19 protein-coding genes and 2 pseudogenes are annotated in these 17057 nt (G+C 69.7%); 9 read left to right on the top strand and 12 right to left on the bottom strand.

Features of this window, described 5'->3' with window-relative positions:
* The first annotated feature begins 142 nt into the window (after window positions 1-142).
* From O7625_RS16420 to O7625_RS16410, 3 genes are all read left to right on the top strand, one after another.
* Complete coding sequence (locus O7625_RS16420; protein ID WP_282339676.1) at window positions 143-3301, top strand: RHS repeat-associated core domain-containing protein; 3159 nt, start codon at window positions 143-145, stop codon at window positions 3299-3301.
* A gap of 571 nt (window positions 3302-3872) precedes the next feature.
* Window positions 3873-4121 carry a hypothetical protein gene (locus O7625_RS16415; protein WP_282339674.1) on the top strand — a complete coding sequence of 83 codons (249 nt, stop codon included), beginning with the start codon at window positions 3873-3875 and terminating at the stop codon, window positions 4119-4121.
* 875 nt (window positions 4122-4996) lie between these two features.
* A complete protein-coding gene (locus tag O7625_RS16410; protein ID WP_282339672.1) occupies window positions 4997-5206 on the top strand; it encodes a hypothetical protein in 210 nt (69 codons plus the stop codon).
* An 18-nt stretch (window positions 5207-5224) separates the two neighbouring features.
* Here O7625_RS16410 and O7625_RS16405 read toward each other — a convergent pair whose 3' ends face one another.
* Window positions 5225-5896 carry a TetR/AcrR family transcriptional regulator gene (locus tag O7625_RS16405; protein WP_282339669.1) on the bottom strand — a complete coding sequence of 224 codons (672 nt, stop codon included), beginning with the start codon at window positions 5894-5896 and terminating at the stop codon, window positions 5225-5227.
* 51 nt (window positions 5897-5947) lie between these two features.
* Here O7625_RS16405 and O7625_RS16400 point away from each other — a divergent pair, with 51 nt between their 5' ends.
* Window positions 5948-6802, top strand: a complete 855-nt coding sequence (locus O7625_RS16400; RefSeq protein WP_282339667.1) for an alpha/beta hydrolase — start codon at window positions 5948-5950, stop codon at window positions 6800-6802.
* Between the two features lie 124 nt (window positions 6803-6926).
* Here the strand turns inward: O7625_RS16400 and O7625_RS16395 are convergent, their stop codons facing one another.
* A complete protein-coding gene (locus tag O7625_RS16395; protein WP_282339666.1) occupies window positions 6927-7847 on the bottom strand; it encodes an alpha/beta hydrolase in 921 nt (306 codons plus the stop codon).
* A gap of 44 nt (window positions 7848-7891) precedes the next feature.
* Between O7625_RS16395 and O7625_RS16390 the strand changes: the two genes are divergently transcribed.
* A complete protein-coding gene (locus tag O7625_RS16390) occupies window positions 7892-8473 on the top strand; it encodes a TetR/AcrR family transcriptional regulator (protein ID WP_282339664.1) in 582 nt (193 codons plus the stop codon).
* Between the two features lie 28 nt (window positions 8474-8501).
* Here O7625_RS16390 and O7625_RS16385 read toward each other — a convergent pair whose 3' ends face one another.
* On the bottom strand, window positions 8502-9275 hold the full coding sequence (locus O7625_RS16385; protein WP_282339661.1) for a phosphotransferase: 774 nt from the start codon (window positions 9273-9275) through the stop codon (window positions 8502-8504).
* Window positions 9276-9365: 90 nt separating this feature from the next.
* Between O7625_RS16385 and O7625_RS16380 the strand changes: the two genes are divergently transcribed.
* On the top strand, window positions 9366-9797 hold the full coding sequence (locus O7625_RS16380) for an NUDIX domain-containing protein (protein ID WP_282339659.1): 432 nt from the start codon (window positions 9366-9368) through the stop codon (window positions 9795-9797).
* On the opposite strand, the gene O7625_RS16375 is transcribed toward O7625_RS16380, so the two are convergent.
* Both O7625_RS16375 and O7625_RS16370 read right to left on the bottom strand, forming a co-directional pair.
* Window positions 9771-10205: a hypothetical protein gene (locus tag O7625_RS16375; RefSeq protein ID WP_282339657.1), complete on the bottom strand. Its 435-nt coding sequence runs from the start codon at window positions 10203-10205 to the stop codon at window positions 9771-9773. The genes O7625_RS16380 and O7625_RS16375 overlap by 27 nt on opposite strands.
* A 58-nt stretch (window positions 10206-10263) precedes the next feature.
* Entirely contained in the window at window positions 10264-10629 is a 366-nt protein-coding gene (locus O7625_RS16370) for a DoxX family protein (protein ID WP_282339656.1), read from the bottom strand.
* 116 nt (window positions 10630-10745) lie between these two features.
* Between O7625_RS16370 and O7625_RS16365 the strand changes: the two genes are divergently transcribed.
* Complete coding sequence (locus O7625_RS16365; RefSeq protein ID WP_282339653.1) at window positions 10746-11123, top strand: helix-turn-helix domain-containing protein; 378 nt, start codon at window positions 10746-10748, stop codon at window positions 11121-11123.
* A 129-nt stretch (window positions 11124-11252) separates the two neighbouring features.
* Here the strand turns inward: O7625_RS16365 and O7625_RS16360 are convergent, their stop codons facing one another.
* From O7625_RS16360 to O7625_RS30280, 5 genes and pseudogenes are all read right to left on the bottom strand, one after another.
* Window positions 11253-11465, bottom strand: a complete 213-nt coding sequence (locus O7625_RS16360) for a type II toxin-antitoxin system prevent-host-death family antitoxin (protein ID WP_348774018.1) — start codon at window positions 11463-11465, stop codon at window positions 11253-11255.
* A pseudogene (locus O7625_RS30285) lies at window positions 11442-11549 on the bottom strand (DUF397 domain-containing protein); the annotation flags it as partial. The gene O7625_RS16360 and the pseudogene O7625_RS30285, both read right to left, overlap by 24 nt.
* A 127-nt stretch (window positions 11550-11676) precedes the next feature.
* Window positions 11677-11904 carry a DUF397 domain-containing protein gene (locus O7625_RS16355; RefSeq protein WP_282339650.1) on the bottom strand — a complete coding sequence of 76 codons (228 nt, stop codon included), beginning with the start codon at window positions 11902-11904 and terminating at the stop codon, window positions 11677-11679.
* A gap of 127 nt (window positions 11905-12031) precedes the next feature.
* Window positions 12032-12259 carry a DUF397 domain-containing protein gene (locus tag O7625_RS16350; RefSeq protein WP_282339649.1) on the bottom strand — a complete coding sequence of 76 codons (228 nt, stop codon included), beginning with the start codon at window positions 12257-12259 and terminating at the stop codon, window positions 12032-12034.
* Window positions 12256-13119: pseudogene (locus tag O7625_RS30280) on the bottom strand (helix-turn-helix transcriptional regulator). Before O7625_RS30280 ends, O7625_RS16350 begins: the two are co-directional and overlap by 4 nt.
* Before the next feature lie 307 nt (window positions 13120-13426).
* Here O7625_RS30280 and O7625_RS16335 point away from each other — a divergent pair.
* Window positions 13427-13675 (top strand): DivIVA domain-containing protein, encoded by a 249-nt coding sequence (locus O7625_RS16335; RefSeq protein WP_282339648.1) that lies wholly within the window; start codon window positions 13427-13429, stop codon window positions 13673-13675.
* A gap of 29 nt (window positions 13676-13704) precedes the next feature.
* The gene (locus O7625_RS16330; protein WP_282346970.1) at window positions 13705-13935 is read left to right on the top strand and encodes a hypothetical protein; all 231 of its coding nucleotides are present in this window, start codon (window positions 13705-13707) and stop codon (window positions 13933-13935) included.
* Window positions 13936-13962: 27 nt separating this feature from the next.
* Here the strand turns inward: O7625_RS16330 and O7625_RS16325 are convergent, their stop codons facing one another.
* The gene (locus O7625_RS16325; protein WP_067314832.1) at window positions 13963-14739 is read right to left on the bottom strand and encodes a DeoR/GlpR family DNA-binding transcription regulator; all 777 of its coding nucleotides are present in this window, start codon (window positions 14737-14739) and stop codon (window positions 13963-13965) included.
* 40 nt (window positions 14740-14779) lie between these two features.
* Complete coding sequence (locus O7625_RS16320) at window positions 14780-16828, bottom strand: beta-galactosidase (RefSeq protein ID WP_282339647.1); 2049 nt, start codon at window positions 16826-16828, stop codon at window positions 14780-14782.
* Window positions 16829-17057: the final 229 nt, after the last annotated feature.

The raw sequence follows: 17057 nt of genomic DNA, 5'->3' as shown, positions 1-17057 counted from the left end.
CGGGGAGATATTTGTGGGTCAACGCACCATCGTCGCGGGGATGTTATCCGCCCTGCTGACCACATCAGCACTGGCAATTCCGTCGGGTGGGGCGGCAACCGCCGCCGCGCCCGGGGGCCGGGACGGGGCGGGCAAGCCCGTCGTGTCTCCGAAGTCGAAGTCCTCGGTGTGGCTGTTCGACACGCCGGACAACACCCGGTCCCGGGTCGCCTCGCTCGCCGGGGCCGCGCCGTCGGTGCCGAAGGGCACCGGCCCGGTGCGCAACGCCACCCAACTGTCCTTCTCGCTCAGTGACCGGCTCCAGGCCAAGGTCAACGTCGGTTCGGGCAACCTGATGCTGAGCAGCACCGAGCTCACGCTGCCGGGCGTCGCGGGGGACGTCACCGTCGGCGCCACCTTCAACAGCCTGCTGCTGGGCAGCGATCTGGCCACCGGCGCGCACGGCGCGGGCTGGCGCACCCGGGCCGGCCAGGACGTCAAGCTCTACCCGGCCGACGACGACTCGGTCACGTACGCCGCCGCCGACGGCGTGGTCGGCAAGTTCACCGCCTCCGGCTCCGGCTACTCGGCACCGAGCGAGTTCAAGGCCACCCTGGCGCACAACGGGACGGGCTGGAAGCTCACCGAGCACGACAGCGGCCGGAAGCTGTTCTTCGGCTCCGACGGGCTGCTGGACAAGACCGAGGACCGCAACGACAACGTCACCGACGTCGCCTACAGCGGCGGACAGATGACCGGCATCACCTCCGACCGGGGCCCCACCGCGGCCCGTACGGCGGCGGCGACGTGGACCAGCGGGAAGATCAGCAAGTACCGGCAGACCGGCAGCGACGGCAGCTGGCGGGAGGTGTCGTACGCCTACGACGGCAACGGCCGCCTCCAGAACATCCAGTCGGCGACCTGGCGCAAGGTGCTGTTCGAGTACGACACCGCCGGTGACCTCACGAAGATCACCACGAAGGACAACACCTACGTCACCATCACCTACGACGGCCAGCACCGGGTCACCTCACTGACCCAGGTCACCGACAACGCCACCATGCGGGGCTCCACCACCCGGCTGGCGTACCCGACCTCCAGCCAGACGCTGGTCGCCGACGCCCGGCAGGACATCTCGCTGGCGGTCTCGGCGGTGCCGCACACCACCTACGACCTGAACAGCAACAAGCGGGTCACCAAGGCGACCGACCCGGCCGGCAACGAGCAGAGCAAGACCTACACGCCGTACAGCGACGTGGCGACCTCGGTCAGCCCGGAGAACTCCACGGTCACCAACACCTTCGGCGCGAACGCCGGTGAGTCGATGACCAAGTCGGAGTCCCCGACCGGGGCCAGCGCGTCCGCCGCCTACGCCAACGCCGCGACCTCGACGAACCCGACGGCGAACTTCCAGCCGTCGTCCTCGATCGACACCCAGAGCAACAGCTCCACCTACACCTACAACGGCGCGGGCAACCGCACCTCCACCGCCGACGCCCTCGCCGCCAAGGCCGAGGTCGACTACAACTCCGACGGCACCGTCAAGACCTCGACCGACCCGGCCAACACCGGCAACCCCACCAACTACAGCTACGACGGCAGCAAGCAGCTGACCACGGTCACCCCGCCGACCGGCAACGGCCTGGCGACCAGGACCATGACGTACGACCCGTACGGCCGGCTGAAGACCGTGAACGACGGCTGCACCACCACCTACACCTACAGCCTCGACGACCGGATCTCCCAGATCGACTACTCGGGCTGCGGCACGCAGCCGTCGGTCACCTACGACTACGGCGGCACCGGCAACCTGCTCACCCGGGTCGACGCCAGCGGCACCACGACCTGGTCGTACGACAATCTCAACCGGCTCCGCGAGCGGAGCAGCCCCGGCGGTGGCATCCTCACCTACGTGCCGGACGCAGTGGGCAACCTGGTGGAGCTGACCGACGGTCGGGGCACCACGACGTACTACTACAACACCCGCAACTGGCTGGTCCGGATGGACACCGCCGGGGCCACCCGCTACAACTTCCAGTACGACAAGGACGGCAACCGCACCTACACGTACTTCGCCACCAACGAGACCAACAGCAGTTGGGCGTTGCGGACCCAGACGAGGTACGACAAGTCCAACCGGCCGACCCGGATCACCGCCACCCGCAACTCGGCCAGCCCGGCCACCGTCTTCGACGTCACCTACTGCCACGCGAAATACACCGCAGGCCAGCCCTGCTCGACAGCCAAGGCCGACGACACCGGCCTGCGCCAGTGGCAGAAGGACGAGGTCAGCGGTGTGGTCAGCCAGTTCACCTACGACAAGGCCAACCGCCTCACCAAGGCCACCGACCACAACGGCAAGACCTACGAATACGCCTACAACAGCAACGGCAACCGGACCAGCGTCAAGGTCGACGGCACCACCACCCAGACCCTGACCTACAACACCGCCAACCAGATCACCACCACCAACAACACCTACGACAGCCGGGGCAACCAGACCCGGGCCAGCACGCCGACGGTCAACCCGGTGACGTACAACCCGGTCAAGCAGATGACCGTGGCGAACAGCGGCAGCTACTCCTACGCCGGCACCGACCAGGTCGAACTGACCCAGACCGCCACAGCCACCCTGCGGTACGGCATGCAGGACCAGCACGGCATGCCGTGGCTGCAATCCTGGACGGCCAACGGCTCCACCGCCTACGTCGAACGTGACGGCACCGGCACCCCCCTGGGCCTGCGGATCGGCTCCGCCGACCACGCCTACGTGCTCGACGCCCTCGGCTCACCGGTCGCCATCGTCAAGGCCGACGGCACCGTATCGGCCACCTACCGCTACGACCCGTACGGCAACGGCACGACCACCGACGAGTACGACCTCAGCCAGACCAACCTCATCCGCTACACCGGCGGCACCTACGACTCGACCACCGGGTTCACCAAACTCGGCCAACGCTGGTACAACCCGGCCCAGGGCCGCTTTACCCAACAGGACAACCTCAGCTTCATCGGCAACCCGAAGAACGGCAACCGCTACGCCTACGCCGGCTGCAGCCCAACCAATTTCATCGATCCCACCGGGCAGAGTTGGGAGTGCGAACTCGGAGGCATGATCGTCTTCGGCGCTTCTGCCGCAATTATTGCCGCCCCCCTGTCATACTTCGGACCTGGCGCAGCTTTTGCGGGCGTAGCAGCCGGCTCCGCAATCGGTGGCGGCTACAAGTCGGTATGTGAGAACATCCAAAAGGGCGAGCCCGTCAATTGGGGAGACGCCGCCGAGCAGGCGGCATGGGGCGTCGCCGGCTTTTTGACTAGCTAAATCAGCCAGTTCATGGGGGTCTCCGGAGAGCCCGCCGGAGACCCCCATGAACTTACTCCAACCTTTCCCACCCAGAAATCGATGAACTAAGGATGAACAAGATGCCGACCGTTGTTTTTGTCAGGGGAATCGACGCGATCGGCGCGGGCAGGAAATTTCGCATATATATCGATGGAAAATTAGCCGCAAAGCTGGGAAATTCTGATCGAATTTCGATAGAAATCGGTACCGGTAGCCATATCCTGCAAGCCCGACTCGACTGGCTCCGGAGTCCGCCGTTGACCTTGGACCTGACCACGGGTGACGTGGTAACGGTGGAAACGACGGCCCGGGGTAGGGCCACGAGCTTCACTGGCACGTTCCTCAGACCAAGAAGCGCCATTGATATGGTTGTCAAGGGCCACGAATAGCAGCCGTGCCGGATCTCACCGCCGGCACGCCCACCATCGGGAACAGGAATGACGACTTCCACCCACTGCGGTAGCGCGGAGCGGAGGGATCATCGATGGCGATGGTAACTGTCCGTCGACGCCACGACCTGGGCAGGCTGTTGCGGAGGTTGAAGGTCGAAATGGACGGCGTGGTGGTCGCTCGACTGAAACAGGGGTCGAGCGTCGACCTCCAGGTCGTGCCCGGTGACCACACCTTCAGGGCCAGACTGGATTGGCAGACCAGCAGCCCGCTCACCGTCTCGGTTGCGGACGAGCAGCGAGTTGTCCTGGAGGCAGCGGTGGGCGAACATGCCCAGACGTTCGAGGGAACGTTTTGCCAACCGGGAACCTCGCTGGAACTGTCTCCGGTCCCGCCTGCCGCTCGATGACCCAACCGCATCGGTCGAGGCCACCCGTCCGACCGCACGACAGCCCTACTGCCGACTCACGCGGCTTCCTCACCGAACGGTCCAGGCTGGATGCCGCGTACCGTCGTCTCGAAGAGGGCGCGGGCGCGGACAGTGACAGACCGGGGCATAGGACCCGACTCAGCCGGATCCACCGATCATGGGCGGAATTCGATGGAAAAACGATCGCTGCGGCTTTGGCTTCTCGTCACCTTCCTGGCGTTGCTGGCTGGACCGAGAAGCTGGAACAGGTGATCCCGGCGATAGCATCGTGGGATGGCCACGACGGCGAGCGGACCGAGGCCGCGCCACATGCTGATGGCATGGCCAGAGTCGACGGTGGTGGGATGCCCACCCGACACCGACCCCCATCGTCATCGCAGCACGGTCGGCCAGTTCAGGCGATGCAGCGACGACAGCAGCACGCCACCACGGGCAATGAACAGGAGTGTCCGCATGGGATTCGCCCGGATGCCCGCACCAGGAAGGATAAGCGTCCCTGAAAGCTCGTACTGGTACCTGACGTCCGTGTCGCCCTGGGTCATCACCTGGGGCGGGGTACGAACTGGTGTCGGGCGAGCGTAGCGATGCCCTGCCGTGGGTGTTGCTGATCGTTTCGATTGCGGCACTGGTCGCTGGTGTCGTCGGGCTGGTCGTGCTGAGGTCCCGGCGTCATTGACCCGCACCGCCGAAGCGACCGCTACGCCGGCAGGACGGCCCTGAGTCCCTGCCCGGACCTGTCGTCAAATCGACTCCGCCGGCGACCTGGGCGAGCCGTCCGCTCGACGGGAGTCCGGCATACTGGAGGCAGCGGAACTCCGGGAAGACCCTGCGCCGTTCCATGGACGGAGGCCGACATGCGTTGGCTCGTGATCCTGATCATCGTGGCGGTGGCCGCCGTCGCTGTCTGGCTGTGGCGTCGTTCCCGACAGGCATCGATCGACCCTGACCGTCGGGTTCTCGACCAGCGGGCGTCGACCGGAGCCCGGAACCGACTCGAAGAACTCCGCAACCGCACTGACGGCAGCAGCACCGGCGGCGGTGGGGGCGGGGGCTGGAGCCCGTAGGGTGCCCGGCTGCCGGCCCTAACCGGCGTCGTCGACGAGCAGGCCGCGCAGGACGCTGCGTACCGTCGTCTCGAAGAGGTCGCGGGGCGCGGGCGGTGACGGGGGCGCGGCGAGGGCGGCCGTGAGGTTCGGGAACGCCGCCACGTCGACCCCGGAGAAGCCGGCCGGCGGCCCGGCGGACTCCCGGCGGGCGAACAGCGACGTCACCCCGGTCATCATGGCGATCGCCTCGAACTTGGTGACGGTGGACGCCGGCACCGGCCGCAGGATGGCCAGGCAGTGGTCGAACCAGGCCAGGCTCTGCGGGCCGGGGGCGGTCGGCCGGGGCAGGATCTCCACCAGCCACGGGTGCCGGCGATAGAGCGCCAACTGCCGGTGGGCCAGGCGCAGCATCGCGTCGAGCCAGTCACCGCTGCCGTCCGGGTACGGGCGCAACTCCCCCGCCGCCCGGTCGACCATCAGGTCGAGCAGGTCGTCCCGGGAGGACAGGTAGCGGTAGAGCGAGCCGGCCCCGGTGTGCAGCGCGGCGGCGACCGCCCGCATCGAGACCGCGCCGATGCCGTCGGCGTCCGCCATCGCGATGGCGGCGGCCACGATCTCGTAGCGGGAGTGCGTCGGGGCGGGACCGCGCAGGCCCCGCGCCGGTCGGGACCAGAGCGGCGGACGCCCTGGCTCATCGGGTGAGGACACCGTTACACTCTAACTGCGAACGCCGTTCGCGGTTTCCAGGGGGAGGACGAGATGGAACAGGACTGGAGCGTCCAGCGGGTGCCGGCGGCCGACGGTGCCGAGATCGTGCTCCACTCGGTCGGCAGCGGGCCGGGCATCGTGGTCGTGCACGGGGGCGGCGTCACCATCGACATCTACCGTCGGCTGGCGCTGCGGCTGGCCGACCGGTTCACCGTGCACCTCTACAACCGGCGTGGCCGGGCCGACGCGGCGGCCCGCGCCGAGCCCTACGACGGCGAGCAGGACGTCGCCGACCTCGGCAGCGTGCTGACCGCCACCGGGGTTCGCAACGTGATCGGCCACAGCGGCGGCGGCTTCGTGGCCCTGCGCGCCGCCACCCGCGACCTGCCGATCGACCGGCTCGCCCTCTACGACGCGGCGATCCAGGTCAACGGGCTGTTCCCCCTCGGGTGGGTGCCCGCCGCCCGGAAGGCGGCGCAGGCGGGTGACATCGCCCGCGCCCTGGCGATCACCGGTGGCGGCCTCAACACCCACTCGCCCGCGTCGCGCCTGCCGCTGGCCGTCCGGACGACCCTCTGCCGGCTGTTCCTGCGGACCCCGGTCGGGCGCACCATGGGCGAGCTGCTGCCGACCACCCTCGACGAGAGCGCGCTGATCCAGCGGCACGACGGGCAGCCGGAGCAGTGGGCCGGTGTCACGGCCGAGGTGCTGCTGGCCTGCGGCGGCGCCGGGCCGACCTACTACCGGCCGATCAACGAGGCGTTGGCCGGGGTGCTGCCGCACGCCCGCACGCTGGTGGTGCCGCGCGCCAGTCACGACGCGCTCAACCGCGCCCCGGAGCACCTGGTGGACGCGCTGGCCGGGTTCTTCACCGCGCCGGCCACCGCACCGCCGACCCGTTCGTGAGAGGCCGGCACCTCCCGCGCCGTCCTGGTACCGACCCCTGGCGCGGGAGGTGCCAGAGGCGAAACGGCCGGAGGTGCCGGAGGCGGAACGGCGGGAGGTGCCGCGCCGCCACCCACGGGACGGGTCAGCCGGGCGACCCGGTCGCCACCGGTCCACCGGCGAGGAAGTCCGCCAGGATGCCGGTGAACCGGGCCGGCTGTTCCTCGGCGGCGTAGTGGCCGCAGTCCTCGATGATCGCCTCGGTGACGTCGTCGGCGGCCAGCCGCATGGTCCGGGCGACCAGCGCGCCGCTGTAGAGCGCGCCGCCGATGGCGAGCACCGGCAGCGTGAGCCGGGTCTTCGCCCGCCGTTCGTTCTGCGCGATCGTCTCGTCCAGTGCCCGGTAGTAGCCGAAGCTCGCCCGCAGCCCGCGCGGATCCGCGACGATCGCGTCGACGTAGACGTCGACCGCGTACCCGGGGATCGTGGTCGGGGTGGCGGCCTTCCTGGCGAACTGGTAGCCGAAGAACAGCCCCTCCCGCCCCCGGACGAGTTCCTCGTTGAGGTCGTCGAGCCGGTTGAAGCCGAAGTGCCAGAACCGCTGGTTGGCCGCGGCCGGGCTGAAGACCGACGGGCTCGGCGTGAGGCCGGGGATGATGGCGTCGACGACGGCGAGCTTTCCCACCCGCTCCGGGTGGTCGGCGGCGAGGGCGTACCCGGTCCACATGCCGATGTCGTGGCCGACCACGTCGAACCGGTCGTGCCCGAGCGCGGCCATCAGGGCGACCAGGTCGGCGGCCAGCGTGCCGGCGTCGTAGCCGGCGTCGGGCTTGTCGGAGAGCCCGGTCCCGCGCTGGTCGACGGCGACGACGGTGTGCGTACGGGCGAGCGCAGGCATCACCTCACGCCAGGCGTACCAGGTCTGCGGCCACCCGCCGACCAGCAGCAGCGGCGGGCCGTCCCCGCCGGTGACCGCGTGCAGGCGCAGCCCGTCCAGCTCGACGAGCCGGCTGGTGAAGACGTCGGTGAAGCCGGCGGGCAACCGCAGCGAACTCAAGGTTGTCATGCCGGCGACCATACCCATCTTGGAACGATCGATACAAGATGGGTATGGTGACCACCATGGCGGGCCGCAAGCAGTTCGACGTGGACGAGGCGCTACGACGCGCGATGCACGTCTTCTGGCGCTGGGGCTACTCGGAGGCCTCGATCGACCGGCTGACCGAGGGCACCGGCCTGGGCCGCAGCTCGCTCTACGGCACCTTCGGCGACAAGAGCGCCCTGTTCCGCAGCAGCCTCCAGCTCTACACGCAGACCTACCACCCGCTGTACGACCAGGCACTGCGCGGCCCTCATCCGGACCCGGGCGCCGTGGTGGCCGCCTTCCTCCGGGTCACTCTGAACCGCATCGCCGACCCGACGGTGCCGGACGGCTGCCTGGTCACCGTGTCGGCCACGCAGTTTCCCGCCCTCGACGCCGACGGCCGGGCGATGGTCCGCGCCACGATCGACGGCCTGCGGGCGATGCTGGAGCAGGCGCTGGTGGCGGCGGGGGCCGGCGAGCAGGAGGCGGCCGACCTGGCGTTGTGCACGCTGGCGACGAACAAGTCCCTGGCGGTGCTGAACCGCGCCGGCTTCACCGCCGAGGAACTGGCCACCGTCGCCGCAGCCGCCGCCCTCCCCCGGGACTGACGCCGACCCCGCCCGTTCCCGGGAGCGGTCAGTGCGTCCAGAAGGTCGCCGGGAGGGCTTCGACGTCGGTCGCGGACCGTTCGAGCAGTGCCGCGATGGGCAGCAGAGCGGTCGCCGCAGCATCCCCGGCGTCGGCCAGGTGACGGATCACCTCCGCCTGCCGCCGGGCACGCTGCGGCACGGCGGCGGCGAACCCCTCCCGGTCGCCCACGTAGCCGTACGCGTCGAGCAGCAGCCGCAGCCGGCGGGAGCGCTCGCGCAGGTCGTCGTCGCCCACCGGGCTGCCGTCGCGTGGTGCGGCCAGCGGCACCCAGGTCAGCGCCGAGAACGCCAGGTCCCACTCCCGGGACGACGGGCCGGCGGTGTCCCAGTCGCAGAAGCCGACCAGCCGGTCGCCGTCCACCACCGCGTTGTACGGGGAGGCGTCCTGGTGCCCGACGACCAGCCCGGGGCCCATCGTTCGGCCCACGAACCAGCACTCGTCCGACGGCGGGGTGAAGCCGGCGGTCAGGTCGTGGACCCGGCGCAGCCACCGGCCGACCTGGACCAGCATCGTGTCGGCCGTCGCCCAGCCGGGCCAGGGCTCCCGGCCGCCGATCGTCTCCCCCGGCAGGTAGCTGAGCATCTCGCGGCCCTGGTCGTCGAAGCCGAGCGCGCGGGGAGCGGCGTCGAACCCGGCGTCCTCCAGATGTCGCAGCACCGCGTGCACGGTGGGGGTCCACCGCGACGCCCGCTTGTGGACGACACCGTCGATCAACACGGCACCGGTGGTGTTACCGCCGGGCAGCACCTCTTCACGCATCCACCCGGTATACCGGGCGCCACGACACCGGCGACACCGAGTTTCCTCCGACCGGCCCCGGCTGTCCCACCCTTGTGCTCGAATGCCGGCATGCACATCGTCGTCTGTGGCGCGCTCGTGGCGAACGACGCGGTCCTGCTGGTGCACCGCAGCCCGACCCGCCGGGCCTACCCGGATCTCTGGGACCTGCCCGGCGGCCACGTCGAAGCGGGCGAGTCCGAACGGCAGGCCCTCGCCCGTGAGCTGCGCGAGGAGGTGGGCGTCGAGATCGTCGCGGAGGCCTGCTCACGGGTGGGTGACCTGTGGGCCGGCAGCGGCGAGGACGCCGTACACGTGGCTGTCTGGCACGTCGGAGCCTGGCTCGGCTCCCCCGCCAACCGTGCGCCCGACGAGCATGACGACCTTGCCTGGGTCGGGCTCAGCGAGCTGGACGGGCTACCCCTGGTGAACGGCGGCCTGCCGGCGTTGCTCCGCGCCCTGGACCGGCGGCCCGCCTCAGGCCTGATCGAGGAGGTGGCGTGACGGCAGATAGTCGATCTTCGTGTCGGCGTAGACGCCGAGCGTGCCGTCGTCGAGGCACCTCAGGCCGACGCTGATCCAGCGCACCTCGCCGTCGGCACCGAGCGCGTAGCCGACCGCGACGGCGAACTCCTCACCCCCGCAGGGGCAGGCGCAGGGCTCGTGACCGGTCTCGTCCCAGTAGTCGGCGCTGTCGCCGATGAAGGCGACCGCGCCGCAGGCGAGGCAGGTCCGCCGGGTCGCCTCCTCCTCGTCCAGGTCGACACGGAAGGCACGGCCGTCGCACCCGGCGCACCGGGACTCCATCACCGTGGCCACCGGGTAGCCGCCGGCCGCGAAGTGCCGGAGGTAGTCGGCGAGGTCGTCGACGTTCTCCCCACGCCACAGTTTTCCGGACCTGTCGATTGCCATCCCGGCATTCTGCCTGGTGCGGGCGGTGCGTCGGCGAGCCGACGGCCCCTCGTCCGGCTCAGACCCAGGTGGTGGCCAGCCAGGTGGCGACGGCGGCGGTCACCAGCAGGACGACGTTGAGCCCGATCTGGCGGGTCTCCCCCCGGGACAGGTGCACCGCGATGCCGCCGACCTGGATCAGGACGAGCCCGACGGCCGCCGCGACCGCCAGCCAGGGCGCGATCCCGGTCAGCGGCGGCAGGACCAGGCCGGCCGCGCCGAGCACCTCCAGCACCCCGATGGTCCGGACCAACGGCATGGGTACGCGGTCGACCCAGCCCATCATCGGCTGGAGCTGCTCCCGGCTCTGGACGGCCTTCTTGCCCCCGGCATACAGGTAGAAGACGGCCAGCAGGGCGGCGACGATCCAGTAGGCAAGGGTCATGACGGCTCCTTCGGCACTGGGCTCGATGGTTACGAGAAGGAAGTAGCCACATCATGTGTCAGTATCGAGGGGCTGACAAAAGGCACACGGATGTGCGTAACGCACAGGGGATGGTCATGTCGCAGTACGAACACACCTGCCTGATCCGGGGTGACGGCGGCCGGACGATCCGGGCGATCCTCGACCGGATCTGCAACAAATGGACGTTACTGATCGTGGCGACCCTCGACGGGGGCGCACTGCGCTTCACCGAACTGCACCAGCAGATCCCCGGCATCTCCCAGCGCATGTTGACGCTCACCCTGCGCCACCTGGAGCACGACGGCCTGGTGTCCCGGACGGCGTACGCGGAGGTCCCGCCCCGGGTGGAGTACGCGCTGACGCCCACCGGAAAGAGCCTCATCCCGCCCGCGCTGGCCCTCGCCGGCTGGGCCATCGAACACGTCCCCCACATCGAGGCGAGCCGAGCGCTCCACCAGACCCCGCCGGAATGACGGACGCCCGCCAGCCCCTGAGCCGACGCGACGCCGCCCGCCGGTGACGCCGGATGAGCCTGGTGGCGGCGTTCGTACCGATCTGGCTCCTCACCGCGGTCGGCTACGCAGCCTGCGCCGGGTGGCCTGTCAGGCCCCAGTGACCGGCGAGGTTCGGCCCTCTGCGGCCATGAGATCCCGGTCGCCTGCCCACGCTGGGTCGGTGGGTCGGCCGAACACACCCGTAAGGTCGTCCCATTCACGCCAGCTTCGTGGGCTGACCTGACCGAGCACGGCTGCCGGACGGCCGGCGAAGGTAATCGTCAAACGTTCACCTGCCACCCAGCCGGAACCATTGAGCAGTGGCCCTGCCTCCACGTAACTCCCGCCGTTGCTGTCGTTCTGGGTACTGATGTGCCAGGCAACCTCGGGCATGGCCTCGTTCAAGCCAACTCCTCTGCAACAGCCGAAAAGATGATCGACATGTCGACGACAACCTGCGCGGGGAGATCTTGGAAGAAAATGGCCCCCAGGAGGGCCGAAATCCTCCAAGATCTCCCCGGAAACCCGGCGCTCAGCGAGCAGGGGCGGTGAAGTCGAACTCGCCGTCCTTGACACCACCGACGAATGCCGCCCACTCGTCAGCCGTGTAGACGATCGTCGCCGCATCACGGGCTTTACTGTGCCGCACGCCCACCCGACCCGAGCCGTCGAGCAGCGGCCCCGCCTCCACACAACTCCCGCCGTTGCTGTCACTCTTGGTGCTGATGTGCCAGGCAACCTCGGGCATGGCCTCGTTCAAGCCAACTCCTCTGCAACAGCCGAAAAGATGATCGACATGTCGACGACAACCTGCGCGGGGAGATCTTGGAAGAAAATGGCCCCCAGGAGGGCCGAAATCCTCCAAGATCTCCCCGGAAACCCGGCGCTCAGCGAGCAGGGGCGGTGAAGTCGAACTCGCCGTCCTTGACGCCACCGACGAATGCCGCCCACTCGTCAGCCGTGTAGACGATCGTCGCCGCATCACGGGCTTTACTGTGCCGCACGCCCACCCGACCCGAGCCGTCGAGCAGCGGCCCCGCCTCCACACAACTCCCGCCGTTGCTGTCACTCTTGGTGCTGATGTGCCAGGCGACCTCGGGCATAGCGTCGTTCATGTCAACTCCTCTGCAATGGCCCCCATCAGGGCGGTCGACTCGTCCTTGCTGAGTGCGGACTTCGACAATCGATCGTACGCATGGAGAAAGCGTTCGGCTTTGGGCGACTCCATGTAGAGCCGGCCACCGAGGGATTCGACGTAAGCAACCGCAGGGTACGGCTCGGGAAGGTGGAAGATCCAGAACGTGCCGTCGAGCCCTTGGTGGAGGGCGACCGAGGACGGCATGATCTGGATACGAACCTGCGGTAGGGCCTGGAGTTTTACCAGGTGTGAGAGCTGGTCCCGAAGAACCTGGAGACCACCTACCCGGCGACGCACGACGGATTCGTCGATGACGACATTGATCGTGAGCGGTCGCTCCTTGGAGAGAACTTCCTGGCGCGAGAGCCGTAGCTCGACCCAGCGGTCGATCATCGACTCGGACGCCTCCGGCTCCGCCGCGTTCCGGATCACCGCCTCGGCATAAGCCCTGGTCTGGAGCAGCCCCGGCACCAGGGTCATGTGGAAGCAGCACACTCTGTCCGCGCAGCCCTCCAGCCACGGGTACTCGATGAAGGACGAGTCGACGACGTCGCCGTAGTCCTCGTCCCAGCGGTCGGTGCGTCACACGTCCTCGGCCAAGGCCAGCAGACGGGCCCGCTCGGCGGCGTGGTGGAAGCCGTAGAGGTCGAGCAGCGCGACGACGTCCCCTCTGCGGATCGGCCAGTCCGCCCGTTCGTAGCGGCCGAGCGCGGACATGTCCCGGTGCAGGTGCTCCGAGACGAGTTTCAAGGTCATTCCGCGTTCTTCCCGTAGGGCGCGGAGTTGTTGCCCGAGCCACTGCGCACGCAGGGTCCGTATGAACGGCTTGTGCGGCATGATCCACCTCTCGAAAAAGTTGACGAGGCCCGCGAAGGAACCATTGCTCCAGTTCCAGCCCACTGGAAATGTGGCCTTCGGGTGAGGGTGATCACCGGCCCCCGGGGACGCCCGGTGCAAGCGCAGTAACCGCGGCTGTGCCAACAGCCGAGAAGGTGACGAGAGACGGCCTCGCGGGTGGCAGCCGCATACCGGATCTCGTCGGGTCTCAACATGGGGCCGCATTTTCACGGCCCCGACCGACTTGCTGAATACCTATCACGGCGGCGTGGGTTCCCGCGACCCCGTACCCGCCAGGAGGCGACGAATGAACCGCGACGACGGCACCCTGCCGGCCCGGCTGCATCCGAGCCTGGTCCGCGACCATCAGTTTCCCACCGTCGGCTTCGGCCGTCGTGGTTTCGCCCGCCGGGAGGTGCGCCGGTTCCTGCTCCGGCTCGCGCTGGAGCTGGCCAGCCTGCATCGGGAGGTGACCCGGCTGACCGAGGAGAACACCAGGCTCAAGCGACTGCTGCGGGACCGCCGCAGCGCCCAGGCCAACCGTCCCCCGTGCTGAGCAACGACCGCGACGACGGCCCCCGCTACGTGCTGCACCTGCCCGTGACGGTCCCGACCGAGGATCAGGCGTTGCGGTTCGCGTACGCGCTGGCGCGGTCGTTGGCGTTGGTGCCGGGGGTCGAGGTGGCCGGGGCCACCGTGTCGGCCGAGGACGACCAGCACGTACGACGGTGGGTGTTCTGTGACCGGATCCTGGCCGACCGGCGGCGCTGCCGGGCGCGGGCCGACCACGACGGGCCGTGCGACCCCGACCGGTGACCGGGATCGGCGGGGATGCGGCGGCGGTCAGTCGACCTCGACGACGACCAGTTCGCCGACCTGCTCGCCAATCTGCCGGCGGGCGTCCGCCGGCAGCCCGGCGTCGGTGATCAGCAGGTCGGCCTCGGCCAGCGGGGCGATGGTGGCGATGCCGATGGTCTCCCACTTGGTGTGGTCGGCCAGCACCACCAGGTGCCGGGCCGCGCCGATCAGCCGCCGGTTGACCGCAGCTTCCAGCAGGTTGGGGGTGGTGAACCCGGTGCGCGGGCTCATCCCGTGCACGCCGAGAAAGAGCAGATCCACGTTCAGGGTACGGATCGCCGCCTCGGCCACCGGCCCGGTCAGCGCGTCCGACGGGGTACGGATGCCACCGGTCAGCACCACCGTCTGGTCGACGCGCGGGTTCTGGTAGAGCGCGTCGGCGACCGGGATCGAGTTGGTCACCACGGTCAGCCCGGGGACGTCGCCGAGCAGGGTGGCCAGCGCGGCGGTGGTGGTGCCGGCCGACAGCGCGACGGCCATCCCGGGCTCGACCATCCGGGCGGCCCGGCCGGCGATGGCCCGCTTCTCGTCCTGCTGGCGGATCGACTTCGCGGCGAAGCCGGGTTCCTCGGCCGATCCCGGACCGGCCAGGGTCGCCCCGCCGTGCACCTTGTCGACCAGTCCCCGCTCGGCGAGCACCTCCAGGTCCCGCCGGATCGTCATGTCCGAGACGCCGAACCGGCTGACCAGGTGGCTGACCCGCACCCCGCCGCGCTGCCGGATCAGCTCCAGGATGGCGTTCTGCCGTTGCTGAGCGAGCATCGGACCTCCCAACCGCGCGGACGAGGGAACGGTACGCAGGTCAGGCCGCTGCTGCCGGGGGTGGTTCAGCCGCTGGGACCGGCTGCGTCGCCGCCCGCTCCTCGCGGACCACCGCGACCTCCCCGGCGGGTACCCGCAACGCGCCGCCGCAGGGCTGGCCGGTGAGCAGGTCGGTGCCGGTCACGTCGAGGGTCGCCTCGGCCTCGGTGTGGTTGACCACGAACAGCCAGGACCGGTCGTCGGCGCGGCGGCGGACCACCTCGACGCCGGGCGGGGCGGCGACCGGCGGCCGGACCCCGGCCCCGGTGAGCAGCCGGGCCACCAGGGCGTCGGTGGCCGACTCGTCGAGCCGGGTGGCCAGGTACCAGGCGGTGCCGTCGCCGACCCGGTGCCGGGTGAGCGCCGGTACGCCCGGCAGCGGACCGTCCTCGTAGGACGCCACCACCTCGGCGCCCTCCGGGTGCAGCCACTCGGTCCAGACGTCGGCGGTGGACCCGTCGTCGAGGGTGACCTGATCACCGGGCAGCAGCGGGAAGAACTCCTCGGTACGCACCCCGAGCAGCTCCCGGAACGCCCCCGGGTAGCCGCCGAGCCGGATGTGGTCGTGCTCGTCGACGATCCCGCTGAAGTACGTCACCAGCGCCGTCCCGCCCCCGGCGACGTACCGGCGCAGCGCCTCGGCGTCGGCGTCGCGGACCAGGTAGAGGGTGGGGACGAGGACCAGCCGGTAGCCGGACAGGTCGGTCGACGGGTGCACCACGTCGGAGGTCACCCCGGCCCGCCACAGCGCGTCGTAGAGCGCCCGCATCCGGTCGGTGTAGGTGACGTCGACGCTGGGGTGGGAGTCCAGCTCGACCCCCCACCAGGCTTCCCAGTCGAACAGGATCGCCACCTCGGCCTCGACCCGGCTGCCGCGTACCTCGGCCAGGGCCCTGAGGTCGGCGCCGAGCCGGCAGACCTCGTCGAAGACCTTGGTGTCCGGGCCGGCGTGCGGGACCAGCGCGGAGTGGAACTTCTCCGCGCCGGCCCGGGAGGCCCGCCACTGGAAGAAGAGCACCCCGTCCGCGCCGCGCGCCACGTGGGTGAGGCTGTTGCGGCGGAGCTGACCGGGGGTCTTGGCGACGTTGCGGGGCTGCCAGTTGACCGCGCTGGTGGAGTGTTCCATCAGCAGCCACGGGTCGCCACCGGCGACGCCCCGGGTCTGGTCGGCGGCGAACGACAGGCCGAGGTGGGCGTTCGGGTCGGTGACGGTCAGGTAGTGGTCGTTGGCCACCAGGTCCACGTCGGACGCCCAGGAGTGGTAGTCCATGTGCTTCACGCCCATGCCGACCATGAAGTTGGTGGTGACCGGCTGGCCGACCCGCCGCTTGAGCACCTCCCGTTCGGCGCGGAGCTGGGAGCGCTGGGCGTCGGAGGAGAAGCGCAGGAAGTCGAGCTGCTGGGTGGGGTTGGCGAAGGTGGGCGCGGCGCGCGGCGGGTTGACCTCGGCCCAGTCGTGGTAGCGCTGGCTCCAGAAGGTGGTGCCCCAGGCGTCGTTGAGCCGGTCGAGGTCGCCGTATCGCTCGCCCAGCCAGCCCCGGAACGCCTCGGCGCTGACGTCGCAGTAGCAGTGCACGTTGTGGCAGCCCAGCTCGTTGGAGACGTGCCACATCACCACGGCGGGGTGGTCGGCGTAGCGGTCGGCGACCGCCTCGACCAGGGCCAGCGAGCGCTCCCGGAAGATCGGCGAGCTGGGGCAGTAGGCCTGCCGGCCGCCGGGCCACAGCACGGTGCCGTCGGCGGTCCGGGGCAGCGTCTCGGGGTGCCGGTGGGCCAGCCACGGCGGTGGGCTGGCGGTGGCGGTGGCCAGGTCGACCCGGATGCCGCCGGTGTGCAGGACGTCGAGGGCGCGGTCGAGCCAGTCGAACTCGTACCGCCCGGGGGAGGGTTCGAGCAGTGCCCAGGAGAAGATCCCGACGGAGACCAGGTTGACCCCGGCCCGGCGCATCAGCGCCACGTCGTCGGTCCAGACCCGCTCGGGCCACTGCTCGGGGTTGTAGTCGGCGCCGAAGTGGATCCCGTCGCCCTGCCAGCTGCCGTGTTGCCGCATGAGAGCAGAGCGTGCCCCTAGCGGACGATCAAGTCAACACTTTCCAACACCGGTCGATTTTCCAACGTTTACCCGGTGGATCGCCTGCCAGCGCTCGGATATCGATCCGGAGCTGCCCTCTTGACAGCGCCGCACGGACGGGTAGCTTCAAGCGCCACCGGGAGTTTGTGTTTGCCCATGTTGGTTCTCGGTGGATCTATGTTGGCATTCCCGAACCACCCTCCCCCAC

This window comes from Micromonospora sp. WMMD714 (assembly GCF_029581315.1).
GTDB classification, from domain to species: domain Bacteria; phylum Actinomycetota; class Actinomycetes; order Mycobacteriales; family Micromonosporaceae; genus Micromonospora; species Micromonospora rifamycinica.
Note: the sequence above shows the minus strand (reverse complement) of the source record. Positions and strands in the feature narration are given on the sequence as shown.

Coding starts and splice junctions, on each gene's coding strand:
- O7625_RS16400 (WP_282339667.1), top strand. CDS start 5,948: ATGGAACAGGACTGGAGCGTCCAGCGGGTGCCGGCGGCCGACGGTGCC.
- O7625_RS16320 (WP_282339647.1), bottom strand. CDS start 16,828: ATGCGGCAACACGGCAGCTGGCAGGGCGACGGGATCCACTTCGGCGCC.
- O7625_RS16370 (WP_282339656.1), bottom strand. CDS start 10,629: ATGACCCTTGCCTACTGGATCGTCGCCGCCCTGCTGGCCGTCTTCTAC.
- O7625_RS16380 (WP_282339659.1), top strand. CDS start 9,366: ATGCACATCGTCGTCTGTGGCGCGCTCGTGGCGAACGACGCGGTCCTG.
- O7625_RS16325 (WP_067314832.1), bottom strand. CDS start 14,739: ATGCTCGCTCAGCAACGGCAGAACGCCATCCTGGAGCTGATCCGGCAG.
- O7625_RS16395 (WP_282339666.1), bottom strand. CDS start 7,847: ATGACAACCTTGAGTTCGCTGCGGTTGCCCGCCGGCTTCACCGACGTC.
- O7625_RS16390 (WP_282339664.1), top strand. CDS start 7,892: ATGGTGACCACCATGGCGGGCCGCAAGCAGTTCGACGTGGACGAGGCG.
- O7625_RS16410 (WP_282339672.1), top strand. CDS start 4,997: ATGCGTTGGCTCGTGATCCTGATCATCGTGGCGGTGGCCGCCGTCGCT.
- O7625_RS16375 (WP_282339657.1), bottom strand. CDS start 10,205: ATGGCAATCGACAGGTCCGGAAAACTGTGGCGTGGGGAGAACGTCGAC.
- O7625_RS16335 (WP_282339648.1), top strand. CDS start 13,427: ATGAACCGCGACGACGGCACCCTGCCGGCCCGGCTGCATCCGAGCCTG.
- O7625_RS16385 (WP_282339661.1), bottom strand. CDS start 9,275: ATGCGTGAAGAGGTGCTGCCCGGCGGTAACACCACCGGTGCCGTGTTG.
- O7625_RS16365 (WP_282339653.1), top strand. CDS start 10,746: ATGTCGCAGTACGAACACACCTGCCTGATCCGGGGTGACGGCGGCCGG.
- O7625_RS16415 (WP_282339674.1), top strand. CDS start 3,873: ATGGACGGCGTGGTGGTCGCTCGACTGAAACAGGGGTCGAGCGTCGAC.
- O7625_RS16350 (WP_282339649.1), bottom strand. CDS start 12,259: ATGAACGACGCTATGCCCGAGGTCGCCTGGCACATCAGCACCAAGAGT.